This window comes from Acidimicrobiia bacterium (assembly GCA_030584185.1).
In the GTDB taxonomy this organism is placed as follows: Bacteria; Actinomycetota; Acidimicrobiia; order Spongiisociales; family UBA11373.
Genome location: CP129495.1, coordinates 1,379,835 through 1,396,785 on the forward strand (window position 1 = coordinate 1,379,835; position 16,951 = coordinate 1,396,785).

General features: G+C 69.1%; 22 protein-coding genes and 1 riboswitch. Of the genes, 19 read left to right on the forward strand and 3 right to left on the reverse strand.

Annotation, left to right across the window (positions count from 1 at the left end; genetic code table 11):
• Positions 1-10 precede the first annotated feature (10 nt).
• The 8 genes from uppS (at position 11) to QY307_07100 (ending at position 5,967) form a co-directional block, all read left to right on the forward strand.
• On the forward strand, positions 11-802 hold the full coding sequence (uppS, locus tag QY307_07065; protein WKZ81858.1) for a polyprenyl diphosphate synthase: 792 nt from the start codon (positions 11-13) through the stop codon (positions 800-802).
• Positions 799-1,038 carry a hypothetical protein gene (locus QY307_07070; protein ID WKZ81859.1) on the forward strand — a complete coding sequence of 80 codons (240 nt, stop codon included), beginning with the start codon at positions 799-801 and terminating at the stop codon, positions 1,036-1,038. Before uppS ends, QY307_07070 begins: the two co-directional genes overlap by 4 nt.
• A 92-nt stretch (positions 1,039-1,130) precedes the next feature.
• Positions 1,131-1,739, forward strand: coding sequence for a hypothetical protein (locus tag QY307_07075; GenBank protein ID WKZ81860.1), 609 nt, complete (start codon positions 1,131-1,133; stop codon positions 1,737-1,739).
• Positions 1,739-2,500 carry a deoxyribonuclease IV gene (locus tag QY307_07080; protein ID WKZ83774.1) on the forward strand — a complete coding sequence of 254 codons (762 nt, stop codon included), beginning with the start codon at positions 1,739-1,741 and terminating at the stop codon, positions 2,498-2,500. The genes QY307_07075 and QY307_07080 overlap by 1 nt, the downstream gene beginning before the upstream one ends.
• 92 nt (positions 2,501-2,592) lie before the next feature.
• Positions 2,593-3,075, forward strand: a complete 483-nt coding sequence (locus QY307_07085) for a cation:proton antiporter regulatory subunit (GenBank protein ID WKZ81861.1) — start codon at positions 2,593-2,595, stop codon at positions 3,073-3,075.
• A 3-nt stretch (positions 3,076-3,078) separates the two neighbouring features.
• Positions 3,079-4,221, forward strand: coding sequence for a cation:proton antiporter (locus tag QY307_07090; protein ID WKZ81862.1), 1,143 nt, complete (start codon positions 3,079-3,081; stop codon positions 4,219-4,221).
• A 116-nt stretch (positions 4,222-4,337) separates the two neighbouring features.
• A complete protein-coding gene (locus QY307_07095; protein WKZ81863.1) occupies positions 4,338-4,847 on the forward strand; it encodes a PadR family transcriptional regulator in 510 nt (169 codons plus the stop codon).
• Between the two features lie 10 nt (positions 4,848-4,857).
• Entirely contained in the window at positions 4,858-5,967 is a 1,110-nt protein-coding gene (locus QY307_07100; GenBank protein WKZ81864.1) for an inositol-3-phosphate synthase, read from the forward strand.
• A gap of 45 nt (positions 5,968-6,012) precedes the next feature.
• Here the strand turns inward: QY307_07100 and QY307_07105 are convergent, their stop codons facing one another.
• Positions 6,013-6,498: a pyridoxamine 5'-phosphate oxidase family protein gene (locus QY307_07105; protein WKZ81865.1), complete on the reverse strand. Its 486-nt coding sequence runs from the start codon at positions 6,496-6,498 to the stop codon at positions 6,013-6,015.
• Positions 6,499-6,686: 188 nt separating this feature from the next.
• On the opposite strand from QY307_07105, the gene panB reads away from it, so the two are divergent.
• The 7 genes from panB (at position 6,687) to dnaB (ending at position 11,186) form a co-directional block, all read left to right on the forward strand.
• The gene (gene panB, locus QY307_07110; GenBank protein WKZ81866.1) at positions 6,687-7,529 is read left to right on the forward strand and encodes a 3-methyl-2-oxobutanoate hydroxymethyltransferase; all 843 of its coding nucleotides are present in this window, start codon (positions 6,687-6,689) and stop codon (positions 7,527-7,529) included.
• Between the two features lie 14 nt (positions 7,530-7,543).
• Positions 7,544-7,981 carry a DUF192 domain-containing protein gene (locus QY307_07115; protein ID WKZ81867.1) on the forward strand — a complete coding sequence of 146 codons (438 nt, stop codon included), beginning with the start codon at positions 7,544-7,546 and terminating at the stop codon, positions 7,979-7,981.
• A gap of 266 nt (positions 7,982-8,247) precedes the next feature.
• Entirely contained in the window at positions 8,248-8,544 is a 297-nt protein-coding gene (gene rpsF, locus QY307_07120; GenBank protein WKZ81868.1) for a 30S ribosomal protein S6, read from the forward strand.
• A 72-nt stretch (positions 8,545-8,616) separates the two neighbouring features.
• A complete protein-coding gene (gene ssb, locus QY307_07125; GenBank protein WKZ81869.1) occupies positions 8,617-9,081 on the forward strand; it encodes a single-stranded DNA-binding protein in 465 nt (154 codons plus the stop codon).
• A gap of 21 nt (positions 9,082-9,102) precedes the next feature.
• Positions 9,103-9,378: a 30S ribosomal protein S18 gene (gene rpsR, locus QY307_07130; GenBank protein WKZ81870.1), complete on the forward strand. Its 276-nt coding sequence runs from the start codon at positions 9,103-9,105 to the stop codon at positions 9,376-9,378.
• Positions 9,375-9,821, forward strand: a complete 447-nt coding sequence (gene rplI / locus QY307_07135; GenBank protein ID WKZ81871.1) for a 50S ribosomal protein L9 — start codon at positions 9,375-9,377, stop codon at positions 9,819-9,821. Before rpsR ends, rplI begins: the two co-directional genes overlap by 4 nt.
• A 6-nt stretch (positions 9,822-9,827) precedes the next feature.
• Positions 9,828-11,186 (forward strand): replicative DNA helicase, encoded by a 1,359-nt coding sequence (gene dnaB / locus QY307_07140; GenBank protein WKZ81872.1) that lies wholly within the window; start codon positions 9,828-9,830, stop codon positions 11,184-11,186.
• 7 nt (positions 11,187-11,193) lie between these two features.
• On the opposite strand, the gene QY307_07145 is transcribed toward dnaB, so the two are convergent.
• Positions 11,194-12,150 carry an ABC transporter permease gene (locus QY307_07145; GenBank protein WKZ81873.1) on the reverse strand — a complete coding sequence of 319 codons (957 nt, stop codon included), beginning with the start codon at positions 12,148-12,150 and terminating at the stop codon, positions 11,194-11,196.
• Between the two features lie 10 nt (positions 12,151-12,160).
• Complete coding sequence (locus QY307_07150; GenBank protein ID WKZ81874.1) at positions 12,161-13,048, reverse strand: COX15/CtaA family protein; 888 nt, start codon at positions 13,046-13,048, stop codon at positions 12,161-12,163.
• A 68-nt stretch (positions 13,049-13,116) separates the two neighbouring features.
• A riboswitch (adenosylcobalamin (AdoCbl) riboswitch) is annotated at positions 13,117-13,262 on the forward strand.
• Positions 13,263-13,307: 45 nt separating this feature from the next.
• Between QY307_07150 and QY307_07155 the strand changes: the two genes are divergently transcribed.
• From QY307_07155 to QY307_07170, 4 genes are read left to right on the forward strand one after another with little or no spacing between them, the layout of a single operon-like run.
• Entirely contained in the window at positions 13,308-14,198 is an 891-nt protein-coding gene (locus tag QY307_07155; GenBank protein ID WKZ81875.1) for an ABC transporter substrate-binding protein, read from the forward strand.
• A complete protein-coding gene (locus QY307_07160) occupies positions 14,195-15,223 on the forward strand; it encodes an iron ABC transporter permease (protein WKZ83775.1) in 1,029 nt (342 codons plus the stop codon). Before QY307_07155 ends, QY307_07160 begins: the two co-directional genes overlap by 4 nt.
• On the forward strand, positions 15,220-16,008 hold the full coding sequence (locus tag QY307_07165; GenBank protein ID WKZ81876.1) for an ABC transporter ATP-binding protein: 789 nt from the start codon (positions 15,220-15,222) through the stop codon (positions 16,006-16,008). The genes QY307_07160 and QY307_07165 overlap by 4 nt, the downstream gene beginning before the upstream one ends.
• 47 nt (positions 16,009-16,055) lie before the next feature.
• Positions 16,056-16,949 (forward strand): M23 family metallopeptidase, encoded by an 894-nt coding sequence (locus QY307_07170; protein ID WKZ81877.1) that lies wholly within the window; start codon positions 16,056-16,058, stop codon positions 16,947-16,949.
• The last annotated feature ends 2 nt before the right edge of the window (positions 16,950-16,951 follow it).

Consider the following 16,951-nt stretch of genomic DNA (forward strand, 5'->3'; position numbering starts at 1 on the left):
GGGAGGGCCGGTGGCTGAGGAAGGCGGCTCGAGCGGCTGGCGACAACCGCTCTATCGGCTGTACGAGAGCCGGCTGGTCCGGTCACTGGACCGGTCGCGGCTCCCCCACCACGTCGGGGTGATCCTCGACGGGCATCGCCGTTACGCCCGCAGGGCCGGAATGGCCGACTACGCCGCTTCCTACCGGGCCGGCATGAACAAACTGGTCGAGTTCCTCGGCTGGTGTCGCGACCTGTCGATAGCCGAGACCACTTGCTGGCTGCTCTCTCGTGAGAACCTGGAGCGACCCGCATCCGAGCTCGATCCCTACTACGACGTCCTGGAGGAGCTCTTCGAGAGGCTTCCCTCGACGCCCGGGGGCAGCGATCTGCGTTACGGCGTCATCGGCAGCCTGGAGCTGCTCCCCGAGCGGCTCCGCGATGCGGCGGAGCGGCTCGAGGGCCGCTCGGGTAGCAACGGCAGAAGGCTCACGATCGCTCTTGCCTACGGCGGCCGCCAGGAGATCGTCGACGCCGTACGCGATCTCGTGGGCAAGCTGGCCGCCGAGGGCCTGGCCGGAGAGGAGATCGCTGCCCGGATCGATGCGGCCGAGATCGGCCGGCACCTCTACACCCCCGACCTTCCCGATCCCGACCTGGTGATCCGAACCAGCGGCGAGTCGCGGCTCTCCGGATTCCTCTTGTGGCAGGCGGCCTACGCCGAGTACTCGTTCGTCGACGTCCACTGGCCCGGGTTCCGTCGGGTCGACTTCCTGCGTGCCCTGCGCGACTTCACCAGCCGTGAGCGACGGTTCGGCCGGTGAGCTCAGCGGAATCGGTGCTGGTGATCTCCGGTGCCGTCTTTGGTGTGGGGGCGATCGTAGGGGGGGTGTTCCTCCTGCGTTGGTCGCGCAGGAGCGAACGCATGGTGGTGCGGCCGCAGCGGCTGCGCCATGCCGTTGCCGGCGACCCGTGGGCCGATCCGATTCGCCCGATGACGGATGAGGGGCCGCCCGGTGGACGGCCCCACACCCGACAGGGAGGTGATCCGACGGCCTGAGGCCTTCGTGATGTCTGGTTCGGTGCATCCAGGGCACACTTGAGCGATTCGATGAATCACCCTCGGCCGCGATCCGTCGTACAGTCTCGACCGTGAACGTGGTCGTCTTCCGCTCGTCGCTGCGCCTGATGTTCCTCGCCCTGCTGGCGGTTCCCGCCATCCTGCTGGCGGTCGACATGATGTGGAGCCACCGCTGGTACCCCGCCCCGGAGACCTGGGATCGGGTGGTCGGCACCACCATCGACGCCTTCGGGAGCACCGTCGAGGTCAAGGAGACGGTGCTCAGCGCCGACGGCCAGGCCCAGCAGCGTCGCGATCGGGCGTTCGGAACAGTGCTCCTCCTCTCCGGTGTGGCGGCGATGGGGCTCTCGGTCAACAGCCTGCTGCGACCGCGACCGTTGCTGCGGGCCGGGGACGAGGGCATCTCGATCCGGGTGGACGGGGCCAGGCACCTTCCGCGGCTCTTTCCGTGGGAGGCGATCGCCGAGATCAGGTCGGGAGTGCGTGACGACGAAGGCGCCGCCTTCGAGGTGCTCTCGATCAGGTTTCACGACGCCGACATGGTTCCGGTGGACCCGGAAGGAGGGTTGGCCGACCCTCCCTGGTTGCATTTTTGGACCGACGACTGGGAGGTACCGGCGCACCGTCTGGCTCCTCTGCTCGAACCGGGGATCCACCGTGCCGCCGGGGCCGGTCGGTGATCCCGGTAGGCGCCCACGTCCCGAGCGACCGGCCGCTGGAGGAGGCTGCGGCCCGATCCGCCGACGCCATACAGATCTTCCTCTCGAGCCCGCAGACCTGGAAGGCCCCACTGCCCCGACACGACGCCGCCGAGCTGGCCGCATCCGGTATCCCGATCTTCGTCCACTCTCCGTATCTGGTGAACCTGGCGTCGCCCAACAACCGGATCCGGATCCCGAGCCGCAAGATCCTCGACGACACCATCCGGGCGGCGGCGACGATCGGAGCCGCAGGGGTGGTGGTGCACGGCGGGCACGTCGGAGACGACGAGGACCTGGCGGTGGGGTTCGAGCGGTGGCGAAAGGCCATGGAGTCGGTGGAGCGGTCGGTGCCGATCCTGCTCGAGAACACGGCGGGGGGCGGCAACGCCGTGCTTCGCGAGTGCGCCAACTATGGCCCCATGTGGCAGGCGATAGGAGAGTTCGGCGTCGGTGTGTGTCTGGACACCTGTCACGCCTGGGCCGCCGGCGAGGACCTGTCCACCCTGGTCGACCGGGTGACGGCAATGACCGGTGCGGTGTCGTTGGTGCACTGCAACGACTCGCGCGATCCGGCGGGAAGCCGCCGGGATCGCCACGCCAACCTGGGAGCGGGCGAGATCCCCGAGGATCTGCTGGTCGGGTTGGTGCGTGCCGCCGGGGCGGTCGCCATCGTGGAGACCCCGGGGGGTGCCGAGGAGCAGGGCCAGGACATCGCCTGGCTGCGGAGCCGGCTGTCGTGACCCGTTGCGGCAACTGGCTGCCGCAACCGAAGCGGTGAAGCGCCCAACGGTCGGCGATAATCGTTCGACGTAGTCGATTGAAGGGCGGTCCGATGGGACGCATCGAGCAGACCCGGCTTCCCGGCGTGGGCATCCGGTACGACTTCACCACGGAGGAGGGTCGGCGGGTGGGTGTCATCCACCACCGGTCGGGCCGCCGCGAGGTGTTCGTCTGCTCCCCGGACGATCCCGATGCCGTGGAGGTGTCGGTGGATTTCAATGAGGACGAGGCGCACGACCTCGTCGACGTGCTCGGGGGCACCGAGGTGGTGGAGACCCTGGCGACCATCCACCGGATCGAGGGACTGGCGATCGACTGGCTCGGCGTGGATCCTGATACCCCGTACGCCGGTCGCACCATCGGCGATGCCCGGATCCGCACCCGCACCGGTGTTTCGGTGGTGGCCGTACTCCGGGGCGAGGATCCGTTCCCGGCACCGGGGCCCGAGTTCACCATCGAGCCCGGTGACGTACTGGTCGTCGTCGGGACCGCCGAAGGAGTCGAGGCGGCACACCAGATCCTCGGATCGGGCTGAGCCGTGGACGAAGGGGCGCGGCTGCTCCTGGAGCTCGGCGGGGTCATCCTCGCCTTGGCCGTTCTCGCCCGCCTTGCGGTGCGGATCGGCCTGTCGCCGATCCCGCTGTATCTGATCGGCGGGCTCGCCTTCGGTGAGGGCGGTCTGTTCCCCGTGGTCACCTCCGAGGAGTTCATCGCCACCGGTGCCGAGTTCGGAGTGATCCTGTTGCTGCTGATGCTGGGCCTCGAGTTCAGCGCCAGGGAGCTGGTCTCCAGCATGCGCTCCACTTTGGGGTCGGGGATCTTCGATCTGGTGCTCAACTACACCCCGGGGTTCGTGGCTGGCCTCCTGCTGGGCCTGGGGACGACGGGCGCCCTGTTCCTCGGCGGCATCACCTACATCTCGTCGTCCGGTGTGATCGCCAAGCTGGTTCACGATCTCGGCTGGATGGGGAACCGGGAGACCCCCCTCGTGTTGATGCTGCTGGTGTTCGAGGATCTGGCGATGGCCGTGCTGCTGCCGATCCTGGCCGCCGTGGCCGTCGGCGGAGCTGCATCGAGTGTTGTGCTCACCGTCGCTGCAGCGCTGATGGCGGTGGCGGCGATCCTGACGATCGCTGCTCGCCACGGAGACCGGGTGAGCCGGCTGATCTTCTCCGGCTCGGACGAGGTCAACCTGTTGACCCTGCTCGGGGTGACCCTGCTCGTCGCCGGGTTCGCCGAGCGTCTCAGCGTATCGGCGGCGGTGGGTGCCTTCCTGGTGGGGATCGGAGTCTCCGGTGACGCCGTGGCCAGGGCACGTGCCCTGCTGTCTCCTTTGCGCGACCTGTTCGCTGCCGTCTTCTTCGTGTTCTTCGCCCTGCAGATCAACCCCGAAGATCTGCGAGGCGTTGCCGTCGACGTGCTCCTGCTGACGGCGGCCACCGTGGGCACCAAGGCGCTCACCGCCTGGTGGGCGGGCCGTCGTTCCGGGATCAGCGGGCGTGGCCGGGTGCGCGCCGCGGCGTTGCTGCTGGCTCGCGGCGAGTTCTCGATAGTCATCGCCGGCCTCGGCCTGGCCGCAGGTGTCGATGGAAGGCTCGGCCCGCTGGCTGCGGGGTACGTCCTGCTCACGGCGACACTTGGGCCGATCATGGCTCGCCTCGCCGGAAGGGGTGCCCGGTAGGGGGCACTCGGACCGCAGCAACTCACCGCCGGAACTCGTCGTCTCGCGAAAACCTTCATCTCCTCGAGTTGACATCGCTATATCGAGCCGATATAACGATTCACACAATGCTCGACATGGCGATTCTCGGACTGCTCCGCGAGGGCCCGGTCCACGGCTACGAGATCAAACAGCGGCTGGTGGATCTGGGGTTCTGGCGGATCTCCTTCGGCTCCGTCTACCCGGCGCTGCGGCGTCTGGAGCGGGCCGGCTTCGTCGAGAGCGCCTCGGGTTCCGGTCGTCGCAAGGAGTACCGGATCACCGCCGAGGGCAAGGAGCATTTCCACGAGATCCTCGAGGACGAGGCCTCGGAGGTGGAGAACACGAGCGCCTTCCGGGTGAGGCTCGCCTTCTTCAAGTACATGGATCCCGACACCCGGATCGGGTTCCTAGAGCGCCGCAAGTCGGTGCTTCGCGAGCGGATCGCGGCGGCACGCTCCTCCATGAGGCACACCGCCGACCGAGTCGATCGCTACACGCAATCGTTGATGGAGCATGGAGTGCGCTCCGCCGAGGCCGACGTGGCCTGGCTGGACGAGCTCATCGCTTCCGAACAGGGGGACGACGACGCCCCCGCTGCTTCCTAGAGGAGGACACATGTCAACAGTCAAGGTCGCCATCGCCGGAGTGGGCAACTGCGCCAACTCGCTGATCCAGGGCGTCACCCACTACCGCGATGCCGACCCGGGCGCCCGGGTGCCGGGCCTGATGCACGTCGACCTGGGCGGGTACCACGTCGGTGACGTGGAGTTCGTGGCCGCATTCGACGTCGACGCCGCCAAGGTCGGCCAGGACCTGTCGAAGGCGATGTGGTGTGGGATGAACGACACATTCCGTTTCGCCGAGGTGCCCGAACTGGGCGTCGAGGTGTTGCGGGGCCCCACCTTCGATGGTCTCGGCAAGTACTACCGGCTGACCATCGAGGAGTCCGCCGCCGAGCCCGTGGACGTGGTCAAGGCCCTGCGTGACTCGGGCGCCGACGTGCTGGTGTCGTACCTGCCGGTCGGCTCCGAGGATGCGACCCGTTTCTACGCCGAGTGCGCCCTGGAGGCGGGTGTTGCGTTCGTCAACGCCATCCCGGTGTTCATCGCCAGCGACCCGGTGTGGGCGCGCCGCTTCCACGAGGCGGGGGTTCCCATCATCGGCGACGACATCAAGTCACAGGTCGGGGCGACCATCGTCCACCGGCAGTTGGCGCGGCTCTTCGAGGATCGCGGCGTCGTGGTGGAGCGCATGAGCCAGCTCAACGTGGGCGGGAACATGGACTTCAAGAACATGCTGGAGCGCGAGCGCCTCGAGTCGAAGAAGGTCTCGAAGACCCAGGCGGTCACCTCGCAGTTCGACCGGGAACTCGCCGACACGGACGTCCACATCGGGCCCTCCGACTACGTCCCCTGGCTGACCGACCGCAAGTGGGCGTACATCAGGATCGAGGGCCGCGCCTTCGGCGACGTGCCTCTCAATGCCGAGCTCAAGCTGGAGGTCTGGGACTCGCCCAACTCGGCAGGCGTGATCATCGACGCCGTGCGCTGCGCCAAGCTGGCGCTCGACCGGGGCATCGGCGGCCCGCTGCTGGCCCCGGCGTCGTACTTCATGAAGAGCCCGCCGGTTCAGTTCCGTGACTCGGAGGCCCACGACTTCGTCGAAGCGTTCGCCGCAGGCAAGGACATGACCGGGGAAGCCCTGGAGGCCTACCTCAAGGGATAGGGCGTCCCGTTCCCGGAAACGAGCTTCGATCCTTCGTCCGCTCCATCAGTAGGCGCCGCCCAGCTTGCGGTGGTCCCACGATGCGATCCGGTCGGGCTCGACGACCACGGCGGTGTTCTTCGGGGCATGGCGCCCGAAGGCCGCCTCCAGCGCCTCGGGTTCCAGGGTGATCGGCTCCGGCCCGACCATGGGGTACTTGGCGGCAAGTCGGCCGTACAACCCGAGCAGGTAGGCGGGGTCATCCTCTCCGTCGACCAGCCTCGCCCTTCCCCGGATCATCACGGCTCGCAGCTCCGGGTAGGCGATCCCCTCTTCTACGAGGACAGTGATGCGGGGGTCCCGGCGCAGGTTGACGATCTTCTGCGACTTGGTGAACGATCTGAAGACGATCGCCCCATCGTCGAGCAGGTACCACATGGGAGCGGTGTGGGGGTGGCCGTCGCCGCCCAGCGTGGTGACGATCAGGGTCATCCCGGCCTCGAGGAACTCGGCGCGTTCCTTCTCGGTCATGGTGATGTCCTTGCGTGCCATCGGGGGTGAAGTTACCCGCCGAATGCCTCCTGGGTCGCGGCCTGTCTACGGAGAGCCCCGCCGACCCCTATCATCGGGAGGGCCCACGGGACCGGCGACAGTTGCGGCGGATCCCACGGAAGGGCGAATCGATTCGAAGACGCGCACGGATTCCTCCAACCCGCAGGGGTGGAGAGAAAGGACGAGAGATGCGCGACAAGATCACGGCCCCCAGCGTCCATGCCGGCAAGGGCGGCCCCCGGATTCGGATGATCACCGCCTACGACGCCCCGTCGGCGCGCATCGCCGACGCCGCCGAGGCCGACGTCATCCTGGTGGGCGACTCCCTGGCCAACGTGGTGCTGGGCCGGGAGACGACGCTCACCGTCACCGTCGACGACATGGTCCATCACACCGCCGCCGTGAGTGGCACCCGACCCCGGGCGCTGGTGGTGGGAGACATGCCCTGGCTCTCGTATCACGTCTCACCGGAGGAGACGGTCCGCAACGCCGGGAGGTTGGTGCAGGAGGGTGGCGCCGAGGCGGTGAAGCTCGAGGGCGGCCGCAAGCGGCTCCCGATGATCGCCGCGGTCCTCGACGCCGAGATCCCGGTGATGGGCCACCTGGGACTGACCCCTCAGTCGGTCCACGCCATGGGCGGCTACAAGGTTCAGGGCAAGCAGGCGGAGGCGGCCCGGGAGTTGATCGCCGACGCCCGGGCACTGGACGAGGCGGGGGTGTTCTCCATAGTGCTCGAAGGTGTCCCCGACCTGCTCGCCGGGCTGATCACCAAGGAGGTGTCGGCGCCCACCATCGGGATCGGTGCCGGGCCCGACTGCGACGGACAGGTGCTGGTGTTCCACGATGTCCTGGGGATGTCGGGCAGCGGCCGCACGCCGAAGTTCGTCCGCCGGTACGCCGACCTGGAGTCCACCGCGGTGGAGGCCGTGCGCCGCTTCTTCGAGGACGTGCAGAAGGGGGAGTTCCCTTCCGACGAGGAGAGCTATCACCTCTCCGAGGAGGCGGCACGAGCGCTTCTCTCAGACTCCTGACCGTCGCCACCCTGGTGGCGGCATGCGCCTCCTCCCCGGCTTCGACCACGCTCGGAGCAGGGCCGACGACGGGTCCGATCATGGTCCTCGAGGAGTTCGGCCGCGCCACCATCGTGATGTCCGGCGAGCGGTGGTCGGTGGCCGTGGCCGACACCCCCGAGCTGCGCGCCCGAGGGCTCATGGGTATCACCGACCTGGGCGACCTCGACGGGATGCTGTTCGTCTTCGAGGAGGACACCCGGGCGGGCTTCTGGATGAAGGACACCCTCATCGCACTCGAGGTCGCCTTCTTCGGCGAGGACGGGGGATTCGTCGACCTGCTGACGATGGAGCCTTGCCGGGCGGACCCCTGCCCGACCCACACCCCGTCTGGTGCCTACCGCTATGCGGTGGAGGCGCCCGAGGGGAGGCTGGCGGCGATCACCGACCTCAGGTTGGATCTCGGCGGCTAGGAGCGCCGGTGTCTCCTCCCCCCGCAGGGGGGAGCACGGCGGAGCCGGGAGGGGGGCAGAAGCAACAGTGGCCTGACTCGGTGTCGCTGCAGGTGATGTCGCGGTTTGCCCCCTCCGGTCCCTCAGGCCCCTCTGCCCCTCTTGGAGACGAGGGAGGTCCCCACGAACACCCGACTTCCGCAACCCGCTCCGGTTGCGATACACTGCCGCCCTTCCCCGAACCTGCCCCGTCAGGGGCCTCTCGCAGATGCGAGTGTCCAAAGGAGGTGGAGCGCATCGTGCGCACCTACGAGTTGATGACGATATTCCGACCGGAGATGGCTGAGGCCGACGTCCGCAAGGAAGTGGAACGACTGTCCGGCGCCCTTGCCGAACGCGGGGCCGCCATCGCGGCAGACGACTTCTGGGGCAAGAGGCGGTTCGCCTACGAGATCGACCACCTCACCGAGGGTTACTACTCGGTGCTTCGGTTCGACTCCGAGCCGGAGGCGATCGTCGACATCGACCGGGCCCTGAGCCTGTCGGACCAGGTGGTCCGCCACAAGTTCGTCCGCCCGGTGTAGCCGTGCGAGTGTCACACCAAGCCCCTTCAATGGGGCCCGTACCCGCACCCTATTGCGCCCAGAGGTGGACCAATGGCATCTAACCACGTGACCCTCATCGGAAATCTCGTCGACGATCCAGAACTCCGGTTCACTCCCGCCGGCATGGCGATGGCGAAGGTCCGCTTCGCAGTGAACCGCCGCTACCAGGACCGCAACGGTGAATGGCAGGAGGACACCTCGTTCTTCGGCGGGACCCTGTGGAGGGAGGCCGCCGAGAACGCCGCCGAGTCGTTGCAGAAGGGCATGCGGGTGATCGTCACCGGCCGCCTCGAGCAGCGGAACTGGGAGACACAGGACGGCGACAAGCGTTCGATAGTCGAGGTGGCCATCGACGAGATGGGCCCGTCCCTGCGTTGGGCGACGGCATCGGTCACCAGGTCGCCGCGTTCCGGCGACGGCGGTGGCGGAGGAGGAGCCGGCGGCGGCGGGGGAGGATCGACCCCTGCCGGCCCGGTGGCCCGCACCGACTACGGGCCCGATGAGGCGCCCTTCTAGAAGACTTCCCCAGGAGGACACATGCCAAGGAACAACAACCCCAAGCCGAAGGTGAAGCGGCGCGCTCCCGAGCGTCTGCGCGGGCGCAACGCCAAGCCCAAGGTGTGCCTGATCTGCACCCAGTACGACGGCAAGGTCGACTTCAAAGACGTCGCCCTCCTCCGCCGTTTCATGTCGGATCGGGTGAAGATCCGCTCGTCGCGGGTGACCGGAACCTGCCCACGATGCCAGCGCAAGGTGGCGGTCGCCATCAAGACGGCACGCGAGATGGCACTCCTGCCGTACCTGGGCCGATGAAGGTCATCCTCATCCAGGACGTGGACGCCCTCGGGCGGACCGGCGACGTGGTCGACGTCGCCGACGGTTACGCACGCAACTATCTGGTGCCCCGCTCCAAGGCGGTGGCGGCGACGCGCGGCGCCCTGCGCGACGCCGAGAAGGTTCGCACGGCGCGCGAGGAGGCCGATCGCAACGCCCGTCAGGCTGCGGACGAGGTCGCCCAGGCGCTGTCGGGCACCACTGTCGTGGTGGCGGCGCGTGCCGCCGACGAAGGCCGGCTCTTCGGCTCGATCGGCGTCAAGGACGTCTCCGAGGCGATCGCCAAATACACCGGCATCAGCGTCGGCAACGAGCAGATCCGTCTCGCCGGCCCCATCAAGGAGATCGGCCTGCATCAGGTCGTCGTCAAGCCCCACCCGGAGGTGGAGTTCCAGATCGTGCTGGACGTGATCCCGGCGTAGGAGGAGATGACCACCGTCGACGGATCCCGCACCGGTTTCGGCCAGGGGGCACCCCACAACATCGAGGCCGAGGAGTCCGTGCTGGGCGCGGTGATGCTCTCTGTCGACGCCGCCAACGTCGCCCTCGAGGTCCTTCGACCGGAGGACTTCTACAAGCCAGCGCATCAATCGGTGTGGGAGGCGGTCGTCGCCCTCTTCGACGGCAACCAACCCATCGACCCGGTCACCGTCGCCGACTGGCTGCGGCGCAAGGACCTGTTGGAGAGGATCGGCGGGGTCGGCTTCATCACCTCCCTGATGGAGGCGGTGCCGTCGACCTCGAACGTCGACTACTACGCCGGGATCGTCGACGAGACCTCGGCCCGCCGCCGCCTGATGCGAGCCGGAGCGGAGGTGGGTGCGTTGGCCGGTCGCGGCGACGTGCCCATCGCCGAGGTGCTCGACCAGGCCGAGGCGGCGGTGTTCGCCGTCGCCGACGCCAAGGTGAGCCAGGGCCTGGAGCCGGTCGGCCCTTCGCTGAAGGTGACCCTGGAGCGAATCGAGGAGCTGGGTGCCACCGCCGGGGACATCACCGGAATCCCCACCGGGTTCCACGAACTGGACCGGATGCTCGCCGGACTGCACCCCGCCAACCTGGTGGTGATGGCGGCCCGGCCCGGGATGGGCAAGTCGACCCTGGCGATCAACATCGCCACCAACGTCTCTCTGGGAAAGCGGGTGTCGGCGGTGTTCACCCTGGAGATGAGCCGCGAGGAGATCGTCCACCGCCTGCTGGCATCCCTGGCATCGGTCGACTCGCAGAAGATCCGCACCGGACAGCTCGACATGGACCGCTGGCGCAAGCTGAGTCAGGCATCCTCGAAGCTCTTCGAGATGCCCCTGTATGTCGACGACTCGGCCGACCTCACGGTCACCAGCATCAGGGCCAAGTGCCGGCGCCTGAAGCGGTCGCTGGGTCTCGATCTGGTGGTGGTCGACTATCTGCAGCTGATGCAGGGCCCGCGCGCCGCCGACAACAGGCAGCAGGAGATCGCCGACATCAGCCGGTCGCTCAAGAATCTGGCACGGGAGCTGAAGGTGCCGGTGATCGCCGTGTCGCAGCTCAACCGGCAGTTGGAGGCGAGGGAGAACAAGCGACCCCGCCTCGGCGACCTGCGCGAGTCGGGGGCGATCGAGCAGGACGCCGACGTGGTCATGTTCATCTATCGCGACGACTACTACGACACCACCAACCCGGAGAACCTCGGCGTCGCCGAGGTGGAGATCGCCAAGCACCGTTCGGGAGCCAGGGGGACGGTGCGCCTCGGGTTCGCCGCCGAGTTCAACCGCTTCAACAACCTGACCCGGGCCGCTCCCCCGATCTGAGGCACCGTCAGACGGGGGTGCCCTCCACCGCAACCGGAGCGCGTCGCCGATTGCCCCGGTTCACCACCAGGTGCTCGGCCAGCGTGACCAGCGAGACGAAGGCGATGCCGAGCAGGGCCGAGACGATGATGGTGGCGAAAAGCTTCTCGGGGCCGCTCACGTAGTAGTACGAGAATGTGAGCAGGGCCCGGCCCAGACCGTCGCCGACCCCGGCGGGGAGCTCGCCGATGATCGCCCCGATGATGCTCGCCGTCGCCGAGATCTTCAGGGCGGTGAACACATAGGGAATCGATGCCGGCACCCGGAGCTTGGTGAGGATCTGGCCTTCGGTGGCGGCGTAGGAGCGCATCAGTTCGAGCGCGTTGGGATCGGGTGAGCGGAGGCCCCGCAGCGAGTTGATGGTGACCGGGAAGAACGTCAGGTAGGCGGAGATCACCGCCACCGAGAATCCGGCGTCGTCGAGGCGGAGGGCGCCCACCACCCACGAGGGCCACGCCCCCGACCCGCCCCAGATCACCACCATGGGGGCGATGGCGATCAGCGGGATGGTCTGCGACACCACCACGAACGGCATCAGGCCCCGCTCCAGCAGTCGGGACCGGGTGAAGAGGGCGCCCAGGGCGAACCCGGCGACGCTGCCCATGACGAACCCGACCGCCGCCCGATGGAAGGTGGTCAGGGCGTTCTTGAGGAGCAGCCATCCGAGGATGTCGGCGTTGCGGCCCCGGCTCACCGGGCGGAACAGGGCGGCGAAGATGTCCTTGACGTGGGGCATCGAGGTGTCGTCGGTGCGCACCGGCAGCCGCACGTCGGTGAAGGGGATGGTTCCGCCGGTGGCCTGGCCCAGTGCCTTGTAGCCCTCCCACATGAGGATCAGGGAGGCCAGGATCGCCAGGAACGATCCCAGCCGCAGCAGCCACCGTGGGATGGCGCGAGGGCGGGGGAGTTCGATGGCGGCCGTCACCGGCGGGATGCTACGCCTCGACGGGTCGGGTCGCCCACCCGGCGGCGATCACCGTGGCGCCCACGAGGGCCGCCCAGGCGATCGCCGCCAGCAGGATGTGGGCAGAGACGATCGCCGCCGATGTCACCTCGGTCACCACGTGCGCACCACCGAGGGCGACGTTCCCGGTGAAGGCGACCGCCCCGGTCGTAAGCCAGTGGCGCTCCGGCAGCCCTCGTCGCCCGGCCCGCCAGGCGGCGACGCTCACCATCGCCCATCCCGCTCCCGCCGTGAGGCGATGCGCCCAGTGCAGCGCCACCTGGCGGTCGACGAACTCGGGGAACACCCTCCCCGACACCAGCGGCCATCCCTCGAAGAACTGGTTGTGCACCGACGATCCGAGGAGCATCGCCCCGTAGGCGAGCATCGCCAGCAGGCCGGCGGTCCAGGCGCGCGCCGCCGATGGAACCATCTCCTGGCGAGGGCTTCGGGTGGCCACCACCAGCAGCACCAGCACCGCCACCAGGAGGAACGAGACCGCCAGATGGACCATCACCAGGTCGCGGTCGAGGTCACCCTTCACCACCATCCGCCCCAGCCAGGCCTGCACGGTCACCACGGCCAGGGCCGTAGAGGCTCCGGCCACCAGCACCGTGCGGCGGCGGCTTTCCCGCCAGGCGGCGATGAGCAGCGCGACGATGAGAAGCCCGACGACGACGGCCAGCCACCGGTGGGACCACTCGATGACCATGTGGTACTCCCAGCGGGGCAGCAGACCGCCGAGCACCCCTCCCTCGCACAGCGGCCACCGGTCGGCACAGCCGTACCCGCTGCCGCTTCCCCGGGTGAAGCCGCCCAGGGCGACCAGGGTCACGGTGGCGAAGAGGGTCCAGCGCGACAGGGTCCGGGTGGTGGGCACGCCCGGAGGGTAGACCCGGTCGGCGCCGGTGACGGGGCCTGCCCGCCGGCGCTAGAGTCGCCGTGCCGGTGAAGAGCCGGTGATGTCACGGCCAGCGAAGTCCGGTGAGAATCCGGCGCTGTCCCGCAACCGTGAAGCCCCCTCGAGGGGACGAGTCGGGTCGCCTGCCGTGTCGTCGGATTGGACACCTTCGGAGGAAGGGTTGCCAGCCAGCAACGGCGCGACAACACCTCCTCCTCGGAATCGAGGAGGTTTTTTCATGAGGAGGACCGCAGCGCTGCTGCTCGCCCTCGTACTGCTCGCCTGCGGCGACGACGCCGCGGTGACCACCACCGCACCAGCCGGGTTCTCGGTGGAGATCGCCGGGATCACCCTGGATGCTCCACCGCAGCGGATCATCTCCGGCTCCCCGACCCACACCGAGATCCTGTTCGCCATCGGCGCCGGGGACCAGGTGATCGCCGTCGACGCCTTCTCCGACTTCCCGGCCGAGGCCGCAGCACTTCCCCGGCTCGACGCCTTCAACCCGAGCGTCGAAGGGTTCGCCGCTCTCGATCCCGATCTGGTGGTGCTCACCTTCGACCCCGGCGAAGTGGTCGAGGGTCTGGCCGCTCTCGGGGTCCCGGCGCTGGTGCTCGACGCGCCGGTCACCGTCGAGGACGTCTACGTCCAGATCCTCCAACTGGGGGATCTCACCGACAACAGGGCGGGTGCCGAGGCGGTGACCGGGTCGATGCGGTCCGACATCGCCGCCCTGCTCGAGACCCTGCCCGAGGCGACCGAGCCGCTCACCTACTACCACGAGCTCGATCCCACCTACTACTCGGTCGGCTCCGACACCTTCCTCGGCTCCCTGTACGGGATGCTCGGGATGTCCAGCATCGCCGACGCCGCCGGCGGCGGCTGGCCCCAGCTCTCGGCCGAGTTCATCGTCGAGGCCGACCCCGACTTCGTGTTCCTCGCCGACACCCTCTGCTGCGGTGTCACCCCGGAGGCGGTGGCGGAGCGGCCCGGGTGGGAGACGATGACTGCCGTGCGCCAGGGTCGGGTGATACCGGTGGACGAGTCGCTGGCATCTCGCTGGGGCCCGCGCCTCGTCGAGTTCCTGGAGAAGGTGGCGGTCGCCGTGCACGCCGGGAGCGACGCCTGACCCGGCGTCGCATTCCGGGCGTCACCCTGATCTCGGTCGGGGTGGTCGCCTTCGTCGCCGTCGTGCTCGGGATCCTCGTCGGGCCGGCGTCGCTCTCGCCGGGAGGCGTGCTGATGGAGTTGGTCGACCGGCTGCCCCTGGTCTCGGTCGACTCCGGTCTCGACGACCGGCAGGCGGCGATCCTGTGGGAGCTGCGCGTGCCCCGGGTGGCGCTCGGGTTCCTGGTCGGGGCGACCCTGTCTCTGGCCGGGGGGGCCTACCAGGGAGTGTTCCGCAACCCCCTGGCCGACCCCTACCTGCTGGGGGTGGCGGCCGGGGCCGGTCTCGGCGCCACCCTGGTGATCGTCGTCGCCGGGTCCGTGTCGGCCCTGGTGCCGGTGGCCGCCTTCGCCGGGGCGGTGGCGGCGGTGGCCGCCGCCTACGTCCTGGGAGCCGCCTCCGGAGGCAGACGCAGTGGCGTGACCCTGATCCTCGCCGGAGTGGCGGTGGCGGCGTTCCTCACCGCAGCCCAGACATTCGTGCAGCAGCAGAACGCCGACACGATCCGCGAGGTGTACTCGTGGATCCTGGGCCGCCTGGGAACGGTCGGGTGGTCGGAGGTGGTGATGATGGCTCCGTACGCAGTCGTTTCGGCGGCGGTGATCCTCTCCCACCGCCGTCTCCTCGACGTACTCTCCGTCGGCGAGGAGGAGGCCCGCACCCTGGGGGTGAGGCCCGACCGGGTGCGGCTGGTCGTGGTTCTGGCCGCCACCTTGGGAACCGCCGGGGCGGTGGCTGTCAGCGGCCTGATCGGGTTCGTCGGGATCGTCGTGCCCCATGCCGTGCGCTTGCTGGCCGGTGGGGCGTTGCGGGTGGTGCTGCCTCTGAGCGTGCTCGCCGGAGGCGCCTTCCTGGTGCTGGCCGATCTGCTCGCCCGAACCGTCTCCAGCCCGGCCGAGGTCCCCATCGGCGTCATCACCGCATTCTTCGGAGGGCCCTTCTTCCTCCTGGTCCTGCGCAACTCGCAGCGGGATGCGCCGAGATGAGCGGTGTCGTGCTCAGAGATGCCGGCGTGGCCTTCGGAGGCAGGCCCGTGGTGTCGGGGGTGTCGACCGCGGTGGAGCCAGGAGGCTGGCTGGCCGTGATCGGGCCCAACGGCGCCGGCAAGACCTCACTGCTGCGTGCCATCGCCGGCACCGTGCGCTACGCGGGGTCGATCCGGGTGGCCGGTGCGGAGGTGTCGGGTCTCGACGCCAGGCGTGCCGCCCGCCTGGTGGCGGTGGTGCCCCAGCACCCGGTCCTTCCCGACGAAATGGAGGTGGGCGACTACGTGCTCCTGGGGAGGACCCCGCACACCGGGTACTTCGGGCTGGAGTCGGCAGCCGACCGGGAGGCCGCGGCCTCCGCCCTGGAGCGTCTCGACGCCGCCCCACTCGCCGGAAGACGCCTGGGAACGCTCTCGGGTGGAGAGCGCCAGCGGGTGGTGCTGGCCCGGGCTCTCGCCCAGGATGCAGGCGTGCTCCTCCTCGACGAGCCTACGGCGGCGCTCGACATCGGCCACGGGCAACAGGTGCTCGACCTGGTGGACGGGTTGCGGGCCGCCTCCGGGATGGCGGTGGTGTCGGCCATCCACGACCTCACCCTCGCCGCCCAGTACGCCGATCGGGCCCTGCTGCTGGTCGACGGGAGCGTCGTCACCGAGGGCACGCCCGCCCAGGTGCTCACCGAGGAGTCGATCGCCCTCTTCCCCGGAGCCAGGGTGACCGTGCTGCGCGGTCCCGGCGGCGAGCCGGTGATCCTGCCCCGGCGAGCCGCGATGGGGCCCGGCTGACCGGGGCGGGACCGGAGAGCGCCTCACCATCTAGGCTCCGTCGTTCGATGTTGCGCCCCGTGTCGATCGCCTTGATGGTCCTCCTCGCTGTGGTGACCGCCCTCCCCGCCGGTGCGGGCGACGAGGCGACCCTCGAGGACCTGCTGGCGACGGTCGAGTCCAGGATCGAGCGGGTGCGGGAGGTTGATCGCCTCGCTCGCTTCGGCGAGGCGGTCGACTCCGGGTTCGAGGACCTCGACCTCCTGTTCGGGACGGTGCGCTCCACCGCCGCCAGGCGTCTGAAGGATGCGCTCGGATCGGAGACGGCCGCACAGGTCCTCGACCTGTCGGCGGGATGGCAGGTCGAGCTCGACGGTGCCGAGCCGATCGGATCCGGCCTCGATCCTGCGTCCGCCCGGGAGGCGGAGCGCTTGGCCGGCGAGTGGGCGGGGCTCCGCCGGGCGCTGTTGGAGCTCCGGGTGGTGGCGGCGGCCAGGGGGCCGGAGCGAGCGTGTCCGGTGGTGGGCGACGAGTACTGGTTCGTCGACGACTGGGCCGACGCGCGCCCGGGCGGCCGTTCCCACAAGGGCACCGACCTGATCGCCCCGATGCGCACCCCGGTGCAGGCCATCGAGGACGGGGTGGTGGTGCAGGCCAGCTGGCACCGATCCGGGGGACGCCAGATCTACATCCGGGCCGACTCGACCGGAGACGTCTACTACTACGCCCATCTCGATTACTGGGAGAAGTGGATCTGGACGGGGACCCGGGTGCGCGCTGGCGACGTCATCGGCCTCCTCGGGCGATCCGGCAACACCGACTCGCCCCATCTCCACTTCGGCTGGATGCCCGGGTCGCGACGGGTCGACCTGGAGAACCTGCAGAACCCGTACCCGTTGCTGCTGGAGATCTGCCCGGACAACTTCGTCCCGGAGTGGATCCCGGCATCAGACGGCGGCTGATC

Excerpts from the sequence above, each read along its gene's own strand:
- QY307_07100 (WKZ81864.1), top strand. The coding sequence starts at position 4,858 with ATGTCAACAGTCAAGGTCGCCATCGCCGGAGTGGGCAACTGCGCCAAC.
- ssb (WKZ81869.1), top strand. The coding sequence starts at position 8,617 with ATGGCATCTAACCACGTGACCCTCATCGGAAATCTCGTCGACGATCCA.
- QY307_07170 (WKZ81877.1), top strand. The coding sequence starts at position 16,056 with ATGTTGCGCCCCGTGTCGATCGCCTTGATGGTCCTCCTCGCTGTGGTG.
- QY307_07085 (WKZ81861.1), top strand. The coding sequence starts at position 2,593 with ATGGGACGCATCGAGCAGACCCGGCTTCCCGGCGTGGGCATCCGGTAC.
- QY307_07165 (WKZ81876.1), top strand. The coding sequence starts at position 15,220 with ATGAGCGGTGTCGTGCTCAGAGATGCCGGCGTGGCCTTCGGAGGCAGG.
- dnaB (WKZ81872.1), top strand. The coding sequence starts at position 9,828 with ATGACCACCGTCGACGGATCCCGCACCGGTTTCGGCCAGGGGGCACCC.
- panB (WKZ81866.1), top strand. The coding sequence starts at position 6,687 with ATGCGCGACAAGATCACGGCCCCCAGCGTCCATGCCGGCAAGGGCGGC.
- QY307_07155 (WKZ81875.1), top strand. The coding sequence starts at position 13,308 with ATGAGGAGGACCGCAGCGCTGCTGCTCGCCCTCGTACTGCTCGCCTGC.
- rpsR (WKZ81870.1), top strand. The coding sequence starts at position 9,103 with ATGCCAAGGAACAACAACCCCAAGCCGAAGGTGAAGCGGCGCGCTCCC.
- QY307_07105 (WKZ81865.1), bottom strand. The coding sequence starts at position 6,498 with ATGGCACGCAAGGACATCACCATGACCGAGAAGGAACGCGCCGAGTTC.
- rplI (WKZ81871.1), top strand. The coding sequence starts at position 9,375 with ATGAAGGTCATCCTCATCCAGGACGTGGACGCCCTCGGGCGGACCGGC.
- QY307_07095 (WKZ81863.1), top strand. The coding sequence starts at position 4,338 with ATGGCGATTCTCGGACTGCTCCGCGAGGGCCCGGTCCACGGCTACGAG.